17 protein-coding genes are annotated in these 19,789 nt (G+C 65.5%); 9 read left to right on the forward strand and 8 right to left on the reverse strand.

Features of this window, described 5'->3' with window-relative positions; genetic code table 11:
* Positions 1 to 9 precede the first annotated feature (9 nt).
* Positions 10 to 906, forward strand: a complete 897-nt coding sequence (locus tag E8F20_RS25460) for a class I SAM-dependent methyltransferase (RefSeq protein ID WP_280286226.1) — start codon at positions 10 to 12, stop codon at positions 904 to 906.
* A gap of 59 nt (positions 907 to 965) precedes the next feature.
* Here the strand turns inward: E8F20_RS25460 and E8F20_RS25465 are convergent, their stop codons facing one another.
* From E8F20_RS25465 to E8F20_RS25485, 5 genes are all read right to left on the reverse strand, one after another.
* The gene (locus E8F20_RS25465; protein WP_280286227.1) at positions 966 to 2,747 is read right to left on the reverse strand and encodes an ABC transporter ATP-binding protein; all 1,782 of its coding nucleotides are present in this window, start codon (positions 2,745 to 2,747) and stop codon (positions 966 to 968) included.
* Positions 2,740 to 3,342, reverse strand: a complete 603-nt coding sequence (locus tag E8F20_RS25470; RefSeq protein WP_280286295.1) for a DsbA family protein — start codon at positions 3,340 to 3,342, stop codon at positions 2,740 to 2,742. The genes E8F20_RS25465 and E8F20_RS25470 overlap by 8 nt, the downstream gene beginning before the upstream one ends.
* Positions 3,343 to 3,380: 38 nt before the next feature.
* Positions 3,381 to 4,316, reverse strand: coding sequence for a rhodanese-related sulfurtransferase (locus E8F20_RS25475; RefSeq protein WP_280286228.1), 936 nt, complete (start codon positions 4,314 to 4,316; stop codon positions 3,381 to 3,383).
* Between the two features lie 169 nt (positions 4,317 to 4,485).
* The gene (locus E8F20_RS25480; RefSeq protein WP_280286229.1) at positions 4,486 to 4,791 is read right to left on the reverse strand and encodes a BolA family protein; all 306 of its coding nucleotides are present in this window, start codon (positions 4,789 to 4,791) and stop codon (positions 4,486 to 4,488) included.
* Between the two features lie 13 nt (positions 4,792 to 4,804).
* The gene (locus tag E8F20_RS25485) at positions 4,805 to 5,317 is read right to left on the reverse strand and encodes a DUF2059 domain-containing protein (protein ID WP_280286230.1); all 513 of its coding nucleotides are present in this window, start codon (positions 5,315 to 5,317) and stop codon (positions 4,805 to 4,807) included.
* Between the two features lie 341 nt (positions 5,318 to 5,658).
* Here E8F20_RS25485 and E8F20_RS25490 point away from each other — a divergent pair, with 341 nt between their 5' ends.
* From E8F20_RS25490 to E8F20_RS25500, 3 genes are all read left to right on the forward strand, one after another.
* The gene (locus E8F20_RS25490; protein ID WP_280286231.1) at positions 5,659 to 6,669 is read left to right on the forward strand and encodes a DUF2804 domain-containing protein; all 1,011 of its coding nucleotides are present in this window, start codon (positions 5,659 to 5,661) and stop codon (positions 6,667 to 6,669) included.
* A gap of 72 nt (positions 6,670 to 6,741) precedes the next feature.
* Complete coding sequence (locus E8F20_RS25495) at positions 6,742 to 8,136, forward strand: class II fumarate hydratase (protein WP_280286232.1); 1,395 nt, start codon at positions 6,742 to 6,744, stop codon at positions 8,134 to 8,136.
* Positions 8,129 to 8,749 (forward strand): NAD(P)H-dependent oxidoreductase, encoded by a 621-nt coding sequence (locus tag E8F20_RS25500; RefSeq protein ID WP_280286233.1) that lies wholly within the window; start codon positions 8,129 to 8,131, stop codon positions 8,747 to 8,749. The genes E8F20_RS25495 and E8F20_RS25500 overlap by 8 nt, the downstream gene beginning before the upstream one ends.
* A gap of 124 nt (positions 8,750 to 8,873) precedes the next feature.
* Here the strand turns inward: E8F20_RS25500 and E8F20_RS25505 are convergent, their stop codons facing one another.
* On the reverse strand, positions 8,874 to 9,839 hold the full coding sequence (locus tag E8F20_RS25505; RefSeq protein WP_280286234.1) for a DMT family transporter: 966 nt from the start codon (positions 9,837 to 9,839) through the stop codon (positions 8,874 to 8,876).
* A gap of 210 nt (positions 9,840 to 10,049) precedes the next feature.
* Between E8F20_RS25505 and E8F20_RS25510 the strand changes: the two genes are divergently transcribed.
* Positions 10,050 to 10,259 (forward strand): DUF6316 family protein, encoded by a 210-nt coding sequence (locus E8F20_RS25510; RefSeq protein ID WP_280286235.1) that lies wholly within the window; start codon positions 10,050 to 10,052, stop codon positions 10,257 to 10,259.
* A gap of 200 nt (positions 10,260 to 10,459) precedes the next feature.
* Here the strand turns inward: E8F20_RS25510 and E8F20_RS25515 are convergent, their stop codons facing one another.
* Together E8F20_RS25515 and pap are read right to left on the reverse strand one after the other, a co-directional pair.
* Positions 10,460 to 11,644, reverse strand: a complete 1,185-nt coding sequence (locus tag E8F20_RS25515) for a thiolase family protein (RefSeq protein WP_280286236.1) — start codon at positions 11,642 to 11,644, stop codon at positions 10,460 to 10,462.
* A gap of 104 nt (positions 11,645 to 11,748) precedes the next feature.
* Positions 11,749 to 13,236, reverse strand: coding sequence for a polyphosphate:AMP phosphotransferase (gene pap / locus E8F20_RS25520; protein ID WP_280286237.1), 1,488 nt, complete (start codon positions 13,234 to 13,236; stop codon positions 11,749 to 11,751).
* Between the two features lie 145 nt (positions 13,237 to 13,381).
* On the opposite strand from pap, the gene mnmC reads away from it, so the two are divergent.
* The 4 genes from mnmC (at position 13,382) to ngg (ending at position 19,726) form a co-directional block, all read left to right on the forward strand.
* Positions 13,382 to 15,349 carry a bifunctional tRNA (5-methylaminomethyl-2-thiouridine)(34)-methyltransferase MnmD/FAD-dependent 5-carboxymethylaminomethyl-2-thiouridine(34) oxidoreductase MnmC gene (gene mnmC, locus E8F20_RS25525; RefSeq protein WP_280286238.1) on the forward strand — a complete coding sequence of 656 codons (1,968 nt, stop codon included), beginning with the start codon at positions 13,382 to 13,384 and terminating at the stop codon, positions 15,347 to 15,349.
* Between the two features lie 2 nt (positions 15,350 to 15,351).
* Complete coding sequence (locus E8F20_RS25530) at positions 15,352 to 16,101, forward strand: sulfite exporter TauE/SafE family protein (protein WP_280286239.1); 750 nt, start codon at positions 15,352 to 15,354, stop codon at positions 16,099 to 16,101.
* Positions 16,102 to 16,212: 111 nt separating this feature from the next.
* Positions 16,213 to 17,982 carry an N-acetylglutaminylglutamine amidotransferase gene (locus E8F20_RS25535; protein WP_280286240.1) on the forward strand — a complete coding sequence of 590 codons (1,770 nt, stop codon included), beginning with the start codon at positions 16,213 to 16,215 and terminating at the stop codon, positions 17,980 to 17,982.
* 4 nt (positions 17,983 to 17,986) lie between these two features.
* The gene (gene ngg / locus E8F20_RS25540; protein ID WP_280286241.1) at positions 17,987 to 19,726 is read left to right on the forward strand and encodes an N-acetylglutaminylglutamine synthetase; all 1,740 of its coding nucleotides are present in this window, start codon (positions 17,987 to 17,989) and stop codon (positions 19,724 to 19,726) included.
* The last annotated feature ends 63 nt before the right edge of the window (positions 19,727 to 19,789 follow it).

Below are 19,789 nucleotides of genomic sequence, written 5' to 3' on the forward strand. Positions count from 1 at the left end.
AGGTGGCATGTGGAAGAGATCAGTGATCCGGAAGAACTGAGCAGAAGCATTCAAGAACAAAAGCAACTCCATGAAGAACTGGTGCACATCAAGGCCGAACGTGAACGGCTGAGATTCGACAAACCCGAGCCCCCCAGCGCAGCGGAACCGCCGCCGAGCAACATCGTGCCGTTCCCCTGCAAACCGGTTGCCAGCCCTGGCCTGCGCTGCGGTAACGCCCTGCTGCTGGACTATCTCTACGGAGTGGAGTCCGACGCCCCGCGCGACCTGTCCGAGGAACGCACCCGCCAGCTATTCGACTTCGCCACCAGCGCGCAGGCAGCGCGTGCGCTGCGTTGCCGACGACGCATGCTGGCCCGCGCCCTGGACGAAACCTGCCAGCGAGTTGGAGCGAAAGCGCGTCTGCTCTGCATCGCCGGTGGCCACTTCCGCGAAGCGGAACTGGCCCACGAACTGCGCTACGGGCGCTTCGGCGAAATGTTGGTGTTCGATGACGATGCAGCGCGACTGGAGATCGTACGCCGGCGCTACGGCGCGTTGGGCGTGCATACCCGCCTGGGCAAACTTGAGCAGTTGCTGGCCGGCGAATGCGCGTTGGAAGGCTACGACCTGGTGTATTCGTCCGGGGTCACCGAACTGCTGGACGATCGTCGCTGCGAGCGCCTGGTCCATCGCCTGTTCCAGGCCGTGAGCCCCGGAGGACGGCTGCTGTTGGCCAACTTCCGTCCCGAGGTCAAGGGCATCGCCTTCCTCGAAGGGCTGCTGGACTGGCGACCACGCTATCGCCAAGACGCCCAGATGCTCAGCTTGCTGGACGGCGTCGACTACAACCAGATCGCGTCTGCACGGGTGTTCCACGATATCGGCCAGCGCATCGTGTTCCTCGAAGCGGTGAAGTACGGCTGAATGAGTTCGGTCGACTTCCATCCCCAACCGTAGGAGCCAGCTTGCTGGCTCCTACAGCATCAGCCCTGCTGAAGGTGCCCGTAGAGCTTGGCGTAAAGGCCGCCTTCGGCAATCAACTGTTGATGGTCACCGTCTTCGGCGATATGGCCACCGTCGAAAACCAGCACCCGGTCCGCCTGCTTAACCGCTGACAGGCGGTGGGCGATGATCAGGGTGGTACGACCGTTGAGGAACGTGCCGAGCGCCTGGTGCAGGGCGTATTCGGTGGCGGCGTCCAGGGCGGAAGTGGCTTCGTCGAGGACCACCACCTTGGGTTCGGCCAGCACCATGCGAGCGATGGCCAGGCGTTGCCGCTGGCCGCCAGACAGGCGCACACCGGAGCGCCCGACCACGCTGTCCAGCCCCTGCGGCAGGCTACGAATGGTTTCGGCCAGTTGGGCGATTTCCAGGGCGCGCCAGCAGGCGTCATCGCTGCGCTCGCGGCCCATGGTCAGGTTGGCGCGCACGCTGTCGTTGAACAGCGCCGGATGCTGCAGCACCACTGCGACGTTGTCGCGTACCTCAGCCAGGCCGATCTCCTCAAGCCGGCAGCCACCAAAACGGATCTGCCCGGCCTGGGGCTGGTAGAGACCCAGCAGCAGTTGCACCAGGGTGCTCTTGCCACCGCCACTGGCGCCGACGATGGCGACTTTCTCGCCGGGCGCGATGGACAGGTTGAGGCCATCGAGCACCGGCTCGTCTGAGTAAGCAAAACGCAGTCCCTTGACCTCGATGCCCACGGTCTCGCGCCCTTTGAAAGGATCGACGCTGGGCGCGTACTGGGGCTCGTCGGCGCGGGCCAGCAGCTCATTGATACGCGCGACGGCGGCGCCGGCGGAATAGTAGGAGTACTGCAGGCCCAGTAGCTGTTCGACCGGACCGATCATGAACCAGAGGTAGCTGAACACCGCCAGCATCTGGCCGATGGAGAGATCGGAGAAGAGCACCGTGAGCATCGCCGCGGCGCGGAAGAAGTCGATGCCGAACTGGAACAGCAGGCCACTGGTGCGCCCTGCCGCATCGCTCTTCCACTGGGAGGCGACGGCGTAATCGCGGACTTCCTGGGCGCGCAGGCCGAGACGGCCGAAGAAGAAGCCCTGGCGGTTGCTGGTGCGCACTTCCTGGATGGCTTCCAGGGTTTCGGTCAGTGCCTGGGTGAAGCGCGCGGTGCTGTCGTTCTCCAGCTTCTTCAGGTGTTTGACGCGCTTGCCCAGCTGCACGGTGGCGTAGATCACCAGCGGGTTGAACAGCAGGATCAACAGGGCCAGTTGCCAGTGCATCCAGACCAGAATGGCGGCCGTGCCGGTGAGGGTGAGCACAGCCACCAGGAAGCGGCTGAGGGTTTCGCCGACGAACTTGTCCAGGGTGTCCAGGTCGGTCACCAGGTGGGCGGTGACGGTACCTCCCCCGAGGCTCTCGTACTCGCCGAGTGAGATGCGTTTGAGGCGCTCGATCAGGCGGGTACGGACGCGGTAGACGATGTCCTTGGCCAGCCGCGCGAAGAGGCGCGCCTGCAACACGTTGAAGACCAGGGCCATGCCTCGCAGCAGCAGGGTCACGACCAGCATCAGGCCGATGTAGCCGACAGCATTCTCCCAGGGCTCAGGCAGGAAGTTGTCCATGAAACGCAGTGCGGCGTCGCCCTGCTTCAGCAGAACTTCGTCCACCAGCAGGGGCAGCAGCAGCGGAATGGGCACACTGCAGAGGGTGGCCAGCACGGCGACGAAGTTGGCCAACCAGAGGGCTTTCTTGTGGCGCAAGGCCAGACGACGGATTTCCGCCCAGCTCAAGCGATCAGCCATGAGTGCCTCGCTCCAGCCAGCGGCCCAGCAAGGGCGCCAGTTGGTCCAGTGGCTGGTAGCCATTGGTCAGCAGCGCCAGTTGGCCGTTGCGCTCGGCCAGCAGGGTCGGGAAACCGGCGATGCCAAGGTCCTGAACCCAGGTGAAATCGGCGACGGCCGCCTCATGGCTGGAGGCGGCGTCGAAGCCTTGCGCGAACTCGATACGCGGAATCCCGGCCTGTTCGGCCAGCGCCACCAGGGTGGACGCCTGGGTCACGTCGCGCCCCTCGGCATAGAAGGCATGCTGTATCAGTTTCACCAGCGGCCAGGCCAGCTCAGGCGCCAAGCTGCGCGCGACCACCAGGGCCCGGCAGGCCGGCTCAGTGTCGTAGACGAAGCCCTCGGGCAGTGCTCCCTCGAAGCGGAACGGTTGTCCGGTGGCCTGGTTGACCGCCTGCCAGTGTTCGAGGATGTAGCGCTTGGTGTGCGCGTCCAGCGCGGCACCCTGGCCGCTACGCAGGCCACCAGCCACCAGGTGCAGCGGCACGTCAGCTGCCGCAGCCTGCCCGGCGAGGGCTTCCACCACGGGGGCGAAACCCCAGCACCAGGAGCACATGGGGTCCATCACATAGAGCAGGCGGGCGTTGGACAAGCTCAATCCTCCAGGGCTTGGCGCGGGTCGCGACCGATCGGGTGAGGCAGGTTGCGGGCCTTGGCCAGTTCGATCTGCTTCTGACGCTCGATGGCACTGGCACGTGTCTTCTCGCTCAAGCTGTCCCAGCAGTGCGGGCAACTGATGCCAGGCGAGTAGTGCTCCGACTGACGGTCTTCCACGGATATCGGATTACGGCAGGCGTGGCACTGGTCGAAATCCCCTTCCGAGAGATCGTGGCGCACGGTGACTCGGTTGTCGAAGACGAAGCAGTCGCCGCGCCAGAGGGTTTCGCCCTGGGGCACTTCCTCCAGGTACTTGAGGATGCCGCCCTTGAGGTGGAAAACCTCTTCGAAGCCCTGGTTGAGCATGTAGCTGGAGGCTTTTTCGCAACGGATGCCACCGGTGCAGAACATCGCCACCTTCTTGTGCACCGCCGGGTCGTAGTGGGCCTTGATGTAGTCGGGGAAATCGCGGAAGGATTTCGTCTTCGGATCGACCGCGCCTTCGAAGGTACCAATGGCCACCTCGTAGTCATTGCGCGTGTCGATCAGCAGGACTTCGGGATCACTAATCAGGGCGTTCCAATCCTGGGGATCGACGTACGTGCCAACTTTCTGGTTGGGGTCCACGCCGGGTACGCCAAGGGTGACGATTTCCTTCTTCAGCTTGACCTTGGTGCGGTAGAAGGGCTGATCCGTGCAGTAGGACTCCTTGTGGTCCAGGTCCACCAGGCGCGGGTCGATCCTGAGCCAGGCGAGCAGCGCGTCGATGGCTTCACGGGTGCCCGACACGGTGCCATTGATGCCTTCCTCGGCCAGCAGCAGGGTGCCTTTGACGCCGTTGTCCAGCATGGTCTTGAGCAGGGGTTCGCGCAGCGCAACGTAGTCCTTCAGGGTGACGAACTTGTACAGCGCCGCAACAACGATCTGGGTCATGCGGTGACTTCCTCCAGTGGTCGCCCACGCAAAGGGCGGACCGGGTGACAGAAACGACTGCGCCGGCTGGGCCGGCGCGATGCGAAGTCTATCAAAAAGCCGCCAGCCACTGGCTGCGTGAATGGGTCTCAGGCGCCCAACGGACGTCGGGACGCCCGGGGCCAGGCGGTCAATGATCCAGCTTGCTGCCACCCCGGCAGGTCGGCGAATCCGGCGCGGCGCCCTGTGCTGCCCACTCCTCCGGGGTGTAGGTATGCAGGGCCAGGGCATGGAACTGTCCCATCAGCTCACCCAGGCTGGCGTAGACCCTCTGGTGGCGCTTGACGGCGTTCAGGCCGGCGAACACTGGGCTGACGATCACCGCCTTGTAGTGGGTTTCCTGGCCGCGGCTATGCATGTGGCTCTCGTCCAGCACGTCTAGGTACTGGGGGTCGAGCGCTTCCAGGGCGGTCAGGATACGGTCGCGCATGGACATCGGTTTACTCCGCTTACTGCTGCTTTTTCTTGTCCTGGGGGGCCAGCTCGCTGGTCATGTCGCTGAGCAGCTTGTTGACCTCGGGCACGGCGGTTTCCAGGCGGCTCTGGGTCAGCTGGGCGGATTGCTGGGTCAGGGCCGGCATCTTTTCCAGCACTTTCTTGCCCAGGGGCGACTCGTAGAAGGCGATCAGTTCCTTCAGCTCACTCTCGCTGAAGTTGCTGGTGTAGATCTTCACCAGCTCAGGCTTCAGCTTGTCCCAGCCGACGGCCTTGTCCAGGGCGGTGTTGGCCTTGGCCTGGTAGCTCTCCAGGGTGGCCTTCTTGCTGGCCGGCGCCTGGGTCTGCTGGAAACGCTGCTCGAACATCTGCTGCACCTGGGCGTAGACCGGAACGGTCAGCTTGTCGGCGCGAGCGAGCTTGAGGAAGCGCTCGGCATCGGCGGCATGGCTGGCGGCATCGGCCAGAACCTGGCCACTGGCGCACGCCAGCAGTACGGCGGTGCAGAGAATGCGAAGCTTCGTCATTGGGAATCCTTGTCTGGGCACGGATGAGGGGGGCTGCCCCGGGGCTGGTCATTCTGCGCTCAAGCGGATATCGGGCTCAAGCAGCGGAAAATTCGACAACCTCGGGGCGAAAATGTGCGATGCCGCACTTCACGAAGCTGTTGTCAAAACGCCATCACTTGCTCATGCTTCCGCCCACTGGGCATCCTTTGAGGCCTTGGAAACCTGCAGTGCCCGTCGACGTAATTTCTGATGAGGAGGCAACCGGTTTCCACTAGGCCTGTACGAAATATCACCGAGCGCAGGCTGATCTCGTACAGAGCCTGAAATGCCCAGGCTTCGCACACACACGGACGTGCCCGATGAATAGCCACATATCCACCCTGCCGCCGGGAATCCCCGAGCTCTGCGATGCGCGCGGCATGCTCGCGCCCGCCGCCGTCGGCTGGTCCAACCGGCCACGGTTGAACTGTGCAATACCCGGCCACTTCGGCCGTCGCAAGCGCTGGAATCACTGGTGCATCACCACCCCGCGCTGGATGCTCTCGCTGACCCTGGCGGACCTCGACTACCTGGGTTACGGCGCGGCCTACTTTCTCGATCTCGACAGCGGCCAGGCCGTCGCCCATACCCAGCTACGGCCGTTCGCCCTCGGCTGCCGACTGCCGGACACAGCGCTGCAAAGCCATTGCTTCGACCACCCTCGACTGCTGATCCGCGTGGACGAACATCCCGGCCGACTGAGCATGCGGGTAGAGGCACCCGACCTCGGCGGCCAGCCGCTGCAGGCCGCCCTGGACGTTTTGCGCCCCGCCCACCTGGATTCGGTGAACCTGGTCGCCCCCCTCCCCGGCCGCTGTTTCCATGCCAGCAGCCGCCAGCTTGGCCTGCCCACCAGCGGTAGCGTGCAACTGGGCGAACGCCAGTACCCATGCATCACCGGCCACAGCTTTGCTGCGCTGGACTTCGGCCGCGGTGTCTGGCCCTTCCACAGCCACTGGACCCGCGCCGCGTTTGCCGCGCCCGGCGGCATCGCCGGCAATTTCGGCGCCGGCTGGACCGATTCCAGCGGCCTTACCGAGAACGCCCTGTGGTTCGGCGGTCGCCTGTCCAAGCTCGATCGCCCGGTGCAGATCGTGCAAGCGCCGAGCAATCCCCTGGCCCCCTGGCAGCTGTCCACCGCCTGTCGCCGGGTGGAGCTCACCTTCACCCCGCGCCAGTTGCACCAGGCCTGCCCGCGCCTGGGGCCGCTCTACGCCAATACGCGCCAATGGTTCGGCCGCTTCGACGGCGTGCTGCGCAGCCCGGATGGTGAATGCGTGCCGGTGACCAACGCCCTTGGCTGGCTGGGGGCCACGCACGCACGCTGGTAATTGCCCGAACGGTTGAACCGAGTGCCAGAGATAGAGCCTAAACTGCGGAATCAATGACCGGAGCCAACCCACATGAGCCGCACAGAAACCGACAGCCTGGGGCCAGTCGAAGTCGCCGATGAAGCCTATTGGGGCGCCCAGACCCAGCGTTCGCTGGAGAATTTCGCCATTGGCGGCGAACGCATGCCGCTGGCGGTCGTGCATGCCCTGGCGCTGATCAAGAAGGCCGCGGCACGGGTCAACGGCCGCGACGGCGATCTGCCGCCGGATGTCGCCCGCCTGATCGAACAGGCCGCCGACGAAGTCCTGGCCGGCAAGCATGACGACCAATTCCCCCTGGTGGTCTGGCAGACCGGCAGCGGCACCCAGAGCAACATGAACGTCAACGAGGTGATCGCCGGCCGTGGCAACGAACTGGCCACCGGCCAGCGTGGCGGCAAGAGCCCGGTCCACCCGAACGATCACGTGAACTTCGCCCAGAGCTCCAACGACTGCTTCCCCACCGCGATGCACATCGCCATTGCCAAGGCGGTGCAGCACGAACTGCTGCCGGCCATCGCCGAGCTCTCCGGCGGCCTGGCCGAACAATCGGCGCGACACGCCCACCTGGTGAAGACCGGCCGCACCCACATGATGGACGCCACCCCCATCACGTTCGGCCAGGAGTTATCCGCCTTCGTCGCCCAGCTCGACTACGCCGAGAAGTCCATCCGCGCCGCGTTGCCGATGGTGCTGCAGCTGGCCCAGGGCGGCACGGCCGTAGGTACCGGCCTCAACGCGCCTCACGGATTCGCCGACGCCATGGCCGCCGAACTGGCAGCGCTGTCCGGGCTGCATTTCGTCTCGGCAACCAACAAATTCGCCGCCCTGGCCGGCCACGAGCCGCTGGTGAACCTCTCCGGTGCCCTCAAGACCCTCGCCGTGGCCCTGATGAAGATCGCCAACGATCTGCGCCTGCTGGGCTCCGGCCCCCGTGGCGGCCTGGCCGAGGTACGCCTGCCAGCCAATGAGCCAGGCAGCTCGATCATGCCGGGCAAGGTCAACCCCACCCAATGCGAGGCGCTGTCGATGCTGGCCTGCCAGGTCATGGGTAACGACGCCACCATCGGTTTCGCCGCCAGCCAGGGGCATCTGCAGTTGAACGTGTTCAAGCCGGTGATCGTGCACAACGTCCTGCAGTCCATTCGACTGCTCGGCGACGGCTGCCGCAACTTCCAGCAGCACTGCGTGGCCGGCATGGAGCCGGACGCCGCGCGCATGGCCGAACACCTGGAACGTGGCCTGATGCTGGTCACCGCCCTCAACCCGCACATCGGCTACGACAAGGCCGCGCAGATCGCCAAGAAGGCCTATGCCGAAGGCACCACCCTGCGTGCGGCTGCCTTGGCCCTGGGTTACCTGACGGAAGAGCAGTTCGACGCCTGGGTCCGGCCGGAGAGCATGCTGGAGGCCGGTCAACATGGCTGAGGCGGTCAAGCACGGCGCCACGCCTTTGGAAGGCGATGGCAAACGCATCCTGTTGATTCTCGGCACCCCCAAGGGCGGCAGCCTGTGCCACGCCCTCGGCGACGCCTTTGCCCAGGGCGCGCGTAGTGAAGGCCACGTGGTGCGTCTGCTGAAGCTGGGGGAGATGCAGTTCGACCCGGTGCTGCGCCAAGGTTACGACCAGAGCCAGAACCTGGAGCCCGACTTGCTTGAAGCCCAGCGGCAGATCCACTGGGCCGAGCACCTTGTGTTCGTCTATCCGGTCTGGTGGGGCGGTTTGCCCGCGCTGCTCAAGGGCTTTTTCGACCGGGTCTTCCTGCCCGGCTTCGCCTTCCGCTATCGCGGTCAGTCCCATGCCTGGGACAAGTTGCTGACCGGACGCACGGCGGACCTGCTGGTGACCCTGGACACTCCGCCCTGGTACTTCCGCTGGATCTACGGCGCCCCGGCACACCGGCAGATGGTGCGCACCATCCTCGGTTTCTGCGGCATCAAGACCCGCCGCCTGACCGAGTTCTCGCCAGTGCGCCCGTCCTCCGAGGAACAGCGCCAGACCTGGCTGCGCAAAGCCGAGTTGCTCGGCACTCGCTGCTGACCCGCCTTTGCAGGATGGGTGGAGACGGAGCGATACCCATCAATTGAGCCTTAGGGTGGACCACGTTTCACCGGTCCACCCTTCGAGGCCCGCTATAGCCAGGCCCGGCACTGGGCCTCACAACCTAAACCGGGTCGCTCGCCTCCGCCCTGCCGCGCGCCCGCCAGCTGCGCACCAGCGACGGGGCCAACGCGGTGAGGGCCGAACCCAGCACGACGAACACCGCACCCGCGTAAGCGATCCAGTTGATTTCTTCAGGCTGCACATGATCCGGCCACAGGCTCGCACAAAGGGCGACGCTGGCGAAGGTCACCAGCGGGGTGATGGCCAGGGTGGCGCTGACCCGCGAGGCTTCCCAGTGGGCCAGGGCTTCGGCGAAGGCGCCGTAGGCCACCAGGGTGTTCAGGCAGCAGGCCAGTAGCAGCCAACCCTGCAGCGGACTCAGGTTGAACAGCTCCATGGGGTGCGCCCAGGGCGTCAGCAAGGCGGCGCAACCGAGGTAGATCACCATCATCACCTGGGCCGAGCTCCAGTGGCTCAGCAGCTGCTTCTGCGCCAGGCCGTAGAAGGTCCAGACGAAGGCCGACAACAGGATCACCAGCACACCCAGGGTGTACTGGCTCATGGAGGTGAGCAGTTCTTCCAGGCGCTGGTTGAAGAACAGACCGAAGCCCAGCACCGTCACCACCAGGCCGAAGGCCTGCCCCAGGCTGAAGCTCTCCTTGAAGATGAACAGGCTGCTCAGCAGAAAAAGAATGGGCGCCACCTGGATCACCAGTTGGGTGGTGCCGGGGCTGAGCATCTTCAGGCCGATCAGGTAGAACACGTAGTTTCCGGTCAGGCCACCCACCGCCAGGACCAGCAACCAGCGGCCACGCGAGCCCAGCGGGCGGAAAGCCGGCAGGCGGCGGTTGGCGCCCAGGTAGAGGAACAACAGCAAGCCGGCGACGATCAGGCGGTACCAGGTCACGGTCACCGGGTCCATGGTCTGCAGGACTTCCTTCAGCCAGATGGGTAACACGCCCCAGAGCACAGCCGTGACCAGGGCGAGGAACAGGCCATAAACCCAACGGCCGGAGGAGATATGCATGGGAACCTCAGCAGACAAGCCCGACATTTGGCAGCGGGCAGACAAGAACGGCCATTCTAGAAGTGCCCGGTCCCAGGGCACAGGAACAGTTTCGACCCTGTCGGCGGCACAACTGTACCTGTCGCAACCACCAGCCGCCCGTCGAGCCCCAGCGCAGGCGCGCCAGCGCTGATTAGACTGAAATAGCCAATTAATGACGGAGGTGGTCCGATGTTCGGTCGACGTGCGTGCGACGTCGCGTCAGGCACCCACTACCGGAGTGAGCGTGTCAGCGCCGTGAACGGTCAGTACTTCTTTTCCACCCGAGAGGGGACCCTGGAGGGGCCTTTCTTCACCCGGATTGATGCGGAGCGGGAGATCGCGCTTTACATTCGCCGCATTGACCAGTCCAACGCCTTACTTGCGCTTCGGGGCCGATAGGCGCCCCAGCATGAAAGAACCCGCGCCAGGCGCGGGTTTTTCATGTTCGGAATTCGACGTGGCACCGTCACTGTGGGGGCGAATTCATTCGCTATGGGCAGCGCAGCTGCCCCATTCGAAGCGGCAGGGCGAACCTGCGGTCCGCATAGCGACTGAAATCGCCCCCACAAAAGATGAGAAGGCCCCTGGTTCCCCAGTTCTTAGCGGTAAGCCTCGAACAGGCCGGTGGCGCCCATGCCGCCGCCGACGCACATGGTGACGATGCCGAAGCGCTTCTCACGGCGCTGCAGTTCGCGCACCAAGTGGCCGACCTGACGCGAGCCGGTCATGCCGAAGGGGTGGCCGATGGAGATGGAGCCGCCATTGACGTTGTATTTCTCGTTGTCGATACCCAGCCGATCACGGGCGTAGAGGCACTGGGAGGCGAAGGCTTCGTTGAGCTCCCAGAGGTCGATGTCGTCCACGGTCAGGCCTTTGGCCTTGAGCAGTTTCGGCACCGAGAACACCGGGCCGATGCCCATTTCGTCCGGCTCGCAACCGGCAACGGTGAAGCCGCGGAAGAACGCCTTGGGTTTCAGGCCCAGCTCCAGCGCCTTGTCCAGGCTCATCAGCAGGGTCATGGAGGCGCCGTCAGAAAGCTGCGAGGAGTTGCCAGCGGTCACCGAACCGTCCTCGGAGAACACCGGTTTCAGGGAAGCCAGGCCTTCCAGGGTGGTATCGGCGCGGTTGCAATCATCGCGGTCGACCACGCCATCCAGGATGCTCCTCTCGCCGGTGGCCTTGTCTTCCACGAAATACTTCACGCTCATCGGCACGATTTCGTCGTCGAACAGGCCGGACGCCTGCGCACGGGCGGTGCGCTGCTGGCTCTGCAAGGCGTAGAGGTCCTGAGCTTCACGGCTGACGTTATAGCGGCGAGCGACGATCTCGGCGGTCTGCCCCATGGGGAAGTAGATGCCGGGGTGTTCGAGCTTCAGGCGCGGGTTGACGAAGTTGTCCTGGTTGATGCTCTTCAGGGTCAGGGTGATGGACTCGACGCCACCGGCCACCATGACATCGCTGCAACCCGAGGCGATCTGGTTGGCGGCGATGGCGATGGCCTGCAGGCCGGAGGAGCAATAGCGGTTGAGAGTCATGCCGGCGACGCCGATGCCCAGGCCCGAGAGCACCGCCACGTTGCGGCCTATGTTGTGGCCTTGGGCGCCCTCGTTGGAGCCGGCACCGACCACACAGTCGTCCACCAACGCCGGGGCGAGGTCGTTGCGCGCAAGCAGCGCGTTCACACAGTGGGCCGCCATGTCGTCCGGCCGGGTCATGTTGAACTTGCCACGGAAGGACTTGGTCAGGCCAGTTCGCACGCTGTCGACGATCACCACTTCACGCATGACGCACCTCGTTTTCGTTGGAATGGAAAGTGAGGCGAGCATAGTTCCAGCCCATACTCCCCCACCACGATCATTCATCCCGCGTATGCGCGCCCATCCTGTGCTCAGTTCTTTTTGAAGGCGACCTCCAGGGCATCGTTGATGGTGCGAAGGATCTTCACCCGGGCGTAGCGCTTGTCGTTGGCCTCGACCAAGGTCCAGGGAGCAATCTCGGTGCTGGTGCGGTCGACCATGTCGTCCACCGCGTTGACGTAGTGGTCCCACTTGTCGCGGTTGCGCCAGTCTTCCTCGGTGATCTTGTAGCGCTTGAAGGCGACTTCCTCACGCTCCTTGAAGCGCTGCATCTGGGTGTCCTTGTCGATGGACAGCCAGAACTTCACCAGCACGATGCCGTAGTTGTGCAGTTGCTCTTCGAAGTCGTTGATCTCGCCATAGGCGCGCAGCCAGTCGGCATCGGCACAGTATCCCTCGACCCGTTCCACCAGCACCCGGCCGTACCAGGAACGGTCGAAGATGGTGAACTGGCCGCGCCCCGGCACATGTCGCCAGAAACGCCAAAGGTAGGGCTGGGCACGTTCTTCCTCGGTGGGCGCGGCGATGGGCACGGTACGGTACTGCCTCGGGTCCAGTGCGCCGGTGACGCGCCGTATGGCACCGCCCTTGCCGGCGGCATCGTTGCCCTCGAACACCGCCATCAGGGCATGGCCGCGCATGCGCTTGTCGCGCATCAGACCGTTCAGGCGGGCCTGCTCGGTGGCGAGCTGTTCCTTGTATTCGTCCTTGTCCAGCTTGTGGCTGAGGTCGAGGCTGTCCAGGAGGCTGCGCTTGTCCAGGCTGGACATCAGCGGCGCCGCATGGGGCTGGGGTTTGGGCCTGCCGCTCTGTTTGAGGGCCGCCTGCAGGCCTTCCAGAATGATGCGGCCGACACTGAGGCTGCGGTAATACTCGTCCGAGCCTTCGATCACGTACCAGGGCGCATAGTCACGGCTGGTGCGGCGCAGCACCCGCTCGCCGAACCGCACGAAGCGGTCATAGACCTCGCTCTGCTTCCAGTCCAGCGGATTGAGCTGCCAACTGCGCTGCGGGTCTTTCTCCAGTGCCTTCAGGCGTTCCTTGAGTTGTTTCTTGGACAAATGGAACCAGAACTTGAAGATCAGCGCCCCTTCGTCGCAAAGCATGCGCTCGAAGGACTCGGCATCGTTGATGGCCTGGTCCAGGCGGGCATCCTTGATATCGCCATCGACGCGGGCATGGAGCATCTGGCTGTACCAGTTGCCAAAATAAATGCCAGTCCGCCCCTTGGGCGGCAGCTTGCGCCAGAAGCGCCACTGCGGCGGTCGGGAAAGCTCTTCGTCGGTTGGCTGCAGGAAGCTCTCGACGTTGATCAGGCGCGGATCCATCCACTCGTTGAGCAACTTGACCGTTTCGCCCTTGCCGGCGCCCTCGATACCATTGATCAGGATGAGCACGGGGAAGCGCGCCTGCTGCTTCAGCTCGTACTGCGCCTCCAGCAGGGCTTCGCGCAGGTCCAGCACGGCCTTCTCATAGGTTTCCTTGTCGATGGAATGGCCGATTTCGGCGGATTCGAACATGCAGATCTCCTTGGCGTGATGGAGAAAAGGTAGCGGAAGCCTTGGCTTCACGCCCTCCCCAATCAAGCGCATCCACAAGACACCTTCCCTTCGGCGCCCCTCCCCGATCGGCTACTATTCGCGCTTCGCAGTCTCGGAAACCTCCATGTCCGACTTCCACCACGCCCAACTCGACTGGGACGAACAGGGCCAGCCGCTGTCGCGGGAATTCGACGACGTCTATTTCTCCCCGACATCGGGCATCGACGAAACCCACCATGTGTTCCTCAATGGCAACGACCTGACCCGACGCTTCGCCGAGTTGCCGGCCAGCGGACATTTCTGCATTGGCGAAACCGGTTTCGGTACCGGGCTGAACTTCCTCTGTGCCTGGCAGCTATTCGAGCGGCAGGCGCCAGCCGACGCCCGGCTGCACTTCGTCAGCGTGGAAAAATTCCCCCTCTCCCGGGATGACATGCAGCGTGCCCTGGACCTTTGGCCGGCACTGGCGCCCCTGGCTACCGAGGTCATCGGCCAATACGTCGCCGTGCACCCTGGCTTCCAGCGTTTCAGCCTGGCCAACGGTCGCGTGACGCTGACCCTGCTGGTGGGGGATGCCCTGGACTGCCTGCCGGAGCTGGACGCGCGCATTGACGCCTGGTTCCTCGACGGCTTCGCCCCGGCGAAGAATCCGGAGATGTGGAGCCCTGCCCTGTTCGCCCAACTGGCGCGGCTTTCCGCGCCCGGCACCAGCCTGGCCACCTTCACCTCGGCCGGATTCGTGCGCCGCGCGCTGAAGGAAGCCGGCTTCGCGATCAAGCGCACGCCCGGTTTCGGCAAAAAGTGGGAAATGAGCCGCGGCCTGTTTACAGGCGCTGCCCGTGACGATGCCAAGCCGTGGTACGCCCGCCCGCGCTTCGTCCCCCAACACCGGGAAGCCCTGGTGATAGGCGCGGGCCTCGCCGGCTGCGCCAGTGCCGCCAGCCTTGCCGCGCGGGGCTGGCAAGTGACCCTGCTGGAGCGCCACGACGCCCCCGCCCAGGAGGCATCGGGTAATCCCCAAGGGGTGCTCTACCTCAAGCTTTCGGCCCACGGCACGCCGCTCTCAAGGCTGATCCTCAGCGGTTTCGGCCATACCCGCCGCCTGCTGCAACGGTTGGAACAGGGTCGTGACTGGCAGGCCTGCGGCGTGCTGCAACTGGCCTTCGACACCAAGGAAGCGCAGCGTCAGGCCAAGCTCGCCGACGCCTTTCCGAGCGATTTATTGCACAGCCTGGGCCAGGCCGACGCCGAAGCCCTGGCCGGCGTCGCCTTGCCCGCGGGCGGCCTGTTCTATCCCGAAGCCGGCTGGGTCCATCCGCCGGCGCTATGCCGCCTACTGGCCAAGCATCCGAACATCCGGCTGATCCCCCATGCCGAAGCCTTGGAGCTGAATCAGGAAGGCGGCCTCTGGTACGCCCGAGATGGCGACCAGACGCTGGCCGCCGCACCGGTGGCGGTGCTTGCCGGCGCCGCTGAAGTGCTGCGTTTTCCACAGACCGCCGGGCTGCAGCTCAAGCGCATCCGTGGGCAGGTCAGCCGCCTGCCGGCCACGCCAGAAAGTGCGGGACTCGGCACCGTGCTCTGCGCCGAAGGCTATGTCGCGCCGCCGCGCGATGGCGAACACACACTGGGGGCGAGCTTCGACTTCCACAGCACGAGCTTGGAACCCACTGCCGCGGAGCACGCCGGCAATCTCGAACTGCTGGAAGAAATTTCCCCCGACCTCGGCCGCCGCCTGCATGTCGCCGAACTGGAACCCGACCGCCTCGAAGGTCGCGCTGCCTTCCGCTGCACCACGCCGGACTACCTGCCCATCGTCGGCCCGCTGGCGGATGCCGAAGCCTTCGCTGACGCCTATGCGGTGCTGGCCAAGGACGCGCGCCAGGTGCCGGAGGTAGCGGCACCCTGGTTCGACGGTCTCTACGTGAACAGCGCTCATGGCTCGCGCGGGCTGATTACCGCGCCGCTGTCCGGCGAGTTGCTGGCCGCCTGGCTCGACGACGAGCCGTTGCCGGTGCCGCGCGCCGTAGCCGAGGCCTGCCACCCCAACCGCTTTGCGTTGCGCCGCCTGATCCGCGGCCAGAACGCCTGACCATGGACCTTCTCCTTCTCGAAGCCCTGGCCATCGGCGCCATCCTTGGCCTGTTGCTCGGCCTGACCGGTGCCGGCGGTTCTCTGGTGGCCCTGCCCCTGCTACTCAGCCTGCACCTGCCACTGCGCGACGCCATCGGCGTGAGCCTGGGCGCCGTGGCCCTGTCCGCCGCCATCGGCGCCATTCCCCGTACCGTCCAGGGCCTGGTGGCCTGGCGTCCGGTCCTGCTGCTGGCCATCAGCGGTTTACCCGGCAACGCCGTCGGCCAGTGGTTGGGGCGTCTCATCCCCGAGTCCGCGCTGATCCTGGGTTTCTGCCTGCTGGTGCTCTGGTCCGCCTGGCGCATGTGGCGGGGTGCCGGCCTGCCACAGGGCCATTCCGGTCCGCTGCGTAGCGCGCCCTTGGTGACCATCGGCGCGGGTGTCGGGTTGCTCTCCGGAGTCATGGGCGTGGGGGGTGGTTTCCTCGTGGTGCCGGCACTGCTGTGGTTCACCCCGCTGTCGATGCTGGCTGCCACCGCCACCTCGATGGCGGTGATCGCGCTGGTTTCCGGCGGCGGTTTCCTCCTCTACCTGACCGGTGCCCAGCCTCCCATGGCCCTGCTCGGCGGCCTGGCGGGGGGCGGCGCCATCGGTGTGCTCTGCGGCAACTTACTGGCCACTCGCCTGCGGGGCGCCACCCTGCAGCGACTATTCGCCCTGATGCTGGTAGCGGTGAGCCTCTCCCTGGCAGCCCAACGGCTATTGGGCTGAAGCCCCATCCGGTTATAACCAATCGATATAAAACTCCAGAAAGCGCACAGGGGTCGGACCCTTTAGTGCCTTCGGGCACGAACTCCCCAACGGCAACACCGGTAAGGACTTATGTGCGGCATTTCTGGAGAACTTCGTTTCGACAAACAACCGGCCGACCTGGCCGCCCTCGATAGAATCACCCACCATCTGGCACCCCGCGGCCCCGACGCGTGGGGCCTGCACAGCCAGGGACCGATCGCCCTGGGCCATCGACGGCTGAAGATCATGGACCTGGCCGACGCCTCCGGGCAGCCCATGCTGGACCCCGAGCTGGGCCTGGCCATGGTGTTCAACGGCGCCATCTACAACTACCCCGAGCTGCGCAAGGAGCTGCTCGCCCTGGGCTACCACTTCCATTCCGACGGTGACACCGAGGTACTGCTCAAGGCCTGGCACGCCTGGGGCAGGGACATGCTGCCCAGGCTCAACGGCATGTTCGCCCTGGCCATCTGGGAGCGCGACAGCCAGCGCCTGTTCCTCGCTCGCGACCGCCTCGGCATCAAGCCGCTGTACCTGTCGCGCACCGACCAGCGCCTGCGTTTCGCGTCCAGCCTGCCGGCCCTGTTACAGGGCGGGGATCTGGACGCCTCACTGGACCCGGAAGCGCTGAACTTCTACCTCAACTTCCATTCCGTGGTGCCGGCGCCACGTACCCTGGTCAAGGGTGTGGAAAAGCTGCCGCCGGCCAGTTGGATACAGATCGACGCCGACGGCAATTACAGCCAGGGCACCTGGTGGGAGCTGGAATACGGCCCGCGCGAGGACGAACAGGGCCTCGGCTTCGAGGACTGGCGCGACCGCTTGCTGGGCAGCCTGCGCGACGCCGTATCGATCCGCCAGCGCGCCGCCCGCGAAGTGGGCGTGCTGCTCTCCGGCGGCGTGGATTCCAGCCTGCTGGTGGGCCTGCTGGCCGAAGCCGGCGTGGAACGACTGGCCACCTTCTCCATCGGCTTCCAGGATGCCGGTGGCGAACGGGGCGATGAATTCGAATTCTCCGACCTGATCGCCCGCCACTACGGCACCCGCCACCAGCAGTTGCGCATCGGCGAGCACGAAGTGCTGGAGCAGCTCCCCGCCGCCTTCTCCGCCATGAGCGAGCCGATGGTCAGTCACGACTGCATTGCCTTCTACCTGCTCGCCCGCGAAGTCTCGAAGCATTGCAAGGTGGTACAGAGCGGCCAGGGCGCCGACGAGCTGTTCGGCGGCTACCACTGGTACCCACCACTGGCCGATACCCGCGACCCGTTCAACAGCTACCGCGCCGCCTTCTTCGACCGCCCCCACACCGAGTACCAGGCCACGGTGCAGCCGGCATGGCTCACTCCCGATCTGGCCGGGGACTTCGTGCGCCAGCATTTCGAGCACCCCGGCGCCCTCGACCCGGTGGACAAGGCCCTGCGCCTGGACAGCACGGTGATGCTGGTGGACGACCCGGTGAAGCGGGTAGACAACATGACCATGGCCTGGGGCCTGGAAGCGCGGGTGCCGTTCCTCGACTACCGGGTAGCCGAGCTGTCGGCGCGCATCCCGTCGCGCTTCAAGCTGGACGACGGCGGCAAGGCGGTGCTCAAGGCCGCCGCGCGCCAGGTCATTCCCCAGGCGGTGATCGACCGCCCCAAGGGCTATTTCCCGGTTCCCGGCCTCAAACACCTGGAAGGCCGCACCCGCGAGTGGGTGCGCGAACTGCTGCTGGACCCGAGCCAGGATCGCGGGCTGTTCCAACCGGCCATGCTCGAACGCCTGCTCGCCAGCCCGTCGGAGGACATCACCCCGCTAAGGGGCTCGAAGCTCTGGCAAATGGCCGCGCTCAACCTCTGGCTCAACCAACAGGGACTCTGAATCGATGAAAACCCACACCCTGCACAGCCAGCGCCTGTTGCGTGGCCAGACGCCGTCCTATCAGCGCCTGCAGGCACGCCTCGCCGAAGGCCACCAGGAGCCCCACGACGCGCCACAAATACTCCACTGTGGTTGGGGCCGCCTGCTGCTCGGCCACACGTTTCCCGATCCGGCGAGCCTTGCCCGCGAACTACTGGACGAACAGCCCGGCGAGCGCGATATCGCCCTCTATGTCGCCGCCCCCCAGCAGGTACTGGCCCAGGCGCCGCAGCATCTCTTCCTCGACCCATCCGACACCTTGCGCCTCTGGTTCCCCGACTACCGTCCGGCACGCCGGGCCTTTCGCGGCTTCCGCATCCGTCGTGCCCTGGGCGACGCCGACTGGCAAGCGGTCAATCAGCTCTACCGCTGCCGCGGCATGCTGCCGGTGGATCAGGACGCCATCACCCCACGCCATCTGGGCGGGCCGGTCTACTGGCTGGCCGAGGACGAAGACGACAGCCAGGTGATCGGCGCCGTCATGGGCCTCAACCATCTCAAGGCGTTCGACGACCCGGAAGGCGGCTCCAGCCTCTGGTGTTTGGCGGTGGACCCGCAATGCAGCCGTCCCGGCGTGGGCGAAGCGCTGGTTCGTCACCTGATCGAGCACTTCATGAGCCGTGGACTCAATTACCTCGACCTCTCGGTGCTGCACGACAACCGCCAGGCCAAGGCGCTCTACGCCAAGCTGGGTTTCCGGGACCTGGCCACCTTCGCGGTCAAGCGCAAGAACAGCATCAACCACACCCTGTACATCGGCCCCGGCCCCGAAGAGCAACTCAACCCCTACGCCCGCATCATCGTTGACGAGGCCCTGCGCCGTGGTATCGAAGTGCAGGTGGACGATGCCGAGGGCGGGCTGTTCAGCCTCAGTCAGGGCGGCCGGCGCATCCGTTGCCGGGAGTCCCTGAGCGACCTCACCAGCGCGGTGAGCATGACCCTCTGCCAGGACAAGCACCTGACCCACCGCGCCCTCGCCCGAGTGGGCATTCGCCAGCCGGCCCAGCGCCTGGCCGGTAGCGACGCGGACAACGCCGCCTTCCTCGCCGAGCACGGCAGCCTGGTCGTCAAACCGGTGAACGGCGAGCAGGGCCAGGGCGTGGCGGTGGACCTGCGCAACCTGGACGAGGTGAAGACCGCCATCGCCAACGCCGAGCACTTCGACAGCCGGGTGTTGTTGGAGAGCTGCCACACGGGGTTCGACCTGCGGGTGGTGGTGATCAACTACGAAGTGGTCGCCGCGGCCATCCGCCGCCCGGCCGAGGTGATGGGCGACGGCCAGCGGACCTTGCGCCAACTGATCGAACGCCAGAGCCGCCGCCGCCAGGCGGCCACTCAAGGCGAAAGCCGCATCCCCCTCGACGGGGAAACCGAACGCACCCTGCGCGCCGCGGGCGTTGGCTATGACGACGTGCTGCCCGCTGGCACCCGTCTGGCCGTGCGACGCACCGCCAACCTGCATACCGGCGGCACCCTGGAAGACGTTACCGCGACCCTGCACCCGGCCCTGGCAGAAGCCTCCATCCTCGCCGCACGCACCCTGGAAATCCCGGTGGTGGGCCTGGACCTGCTGGTACCCGCCGCCGACCAGCCGGACTACGTACTGATCGAAGCCAACGAGCGGGTCGGCCTGGCCAACCACCAGCCGCAACCGACCGCGGAGCGCTTTATTGACCTGTTGTTTCCATTGAGCCGCACGCCCTGACCTGCCTTCGTAGGATGGGTGGAGCGGAGCGATACCCATTACCACGAGCCACCGACAGGCATC

Source organism: Pseudomonas sp. BN415, from assembly GCF_029871195.1.
GTDB classification, from domain to species: Bacteria; Pseudomonadota; Gammaproteobacteria; order Pseudomonadales; family Pseudomonadaceae; genus Metapseudomonas; species Metapseudomonas resinovorans.

Coding starts and splice junctions, on each gene's coding strand:
- E8F20_RS25500 (WP_280286233.1), top strand. CDS start 8,129: ATGGCTGAGGCGGTCAAGCACGGCGCCACGCCTTTGGAAGGCGATGGC.
- E8F20_RS25480 (WP_280286229.1), bottom strand. CDS start 4,791: ATGTCCATGCGCGACCGTATCCTGACCGCCCTGGAAGCGCTCGACCCC.
- E8F20_RS25475 (WP_280286228.1), bottom strand. CDS start 4,316: ATGACCCAGATCGTTGTTGCGGCGCTGTACAAGTTCGTCACCCTGAAG.
- E8F20_RS25535 (WP_280286240.1), top strand. CDS start 16,213: ATGTGCGGCATTTCTGGAGAACTTCGTTTCGACAAACAACCGGCCGAC.
- E8F20_RS25465 (WP_280286227.1), bottom strand. CDS start 2,747: ATGGCTGATCGCTTGAGCTGGGCGGAAATCCGTCGTCTGGCCTTGCGC.
- E8F20_RS25530 (WP_280286239.1), top strand. CDS start 15,352: ATGGACCTTCTCCTTCTCGAAGCCCTGGCCATCGGCGCCATCCTTGGC.
- pap (WP_280286237.1), bottom strand. CDS start 13,236: ATGTTCGAATCCGCCGAAATCGGCCATTCCATCGACAAGGAAACCTAT.
- E8F20_RS25485 (WP_280286230.1), bottom strand. CDS start 5,317: ATGACGAAGCTTCGCATTCTCTGCACCGCCGTACTGCTGGCGTGCGCC.
- E8F20_RS25505 (WP_280286234.1), bottom strand. CDS start 9,839: ATGCATATCTCCTCCGGCCGTTGGGTTTATGGCCTGTTCCTCGCCCTG.
- E8F20_RS25490 (WP_280286231.1), top strand. CDS start 5,659: ATGAATAGCCACATATCCACCCTGCCGCCGGGAATCCCCGAGCTCTGC.
- mnmC (WP_280286238.1), top strand. CDS start 13,382: ATGTCCGACTTCCACCACGCCCAACTCGACTGGGACGAACAGGGCCAG.
- ngg (WP_280286241.1), top strand. CDS start 17,987: ATGAAAACCCACACCCTGCACAGCCAGCGCCTGTTGCGTGGCCAGACG.
- E8F20_RS25515 (WP_280286236.1), bottom strand. CDS start 11,644: ATGCGTGAAGTGGTGATCGTCGACAGCGTGCGAACTGGCCTGACCAAG.
- E8F20_RS25495 (WP_280286232.1), top strand. CDS start 6,742: ATGAGCCGCACAGAAACCGACAGCCTGGGGCCAGTCGAAGTCGCCGAT.
- E8F20_RS25470 (WP_280286295.1), bottom strand. CDS start 3,342: ATGTGCTCCTGGTGCTGGGGTTTCGCCCCCGTGGTGGAAGCCCTCGCC.
- E8F20_RS25510 (WP_280286235.1), top strand. CDS start 10,050: ATGTTCGGTCGACGTGCGTGCGACGTCGCGTCAGGCACCCACTACCGG.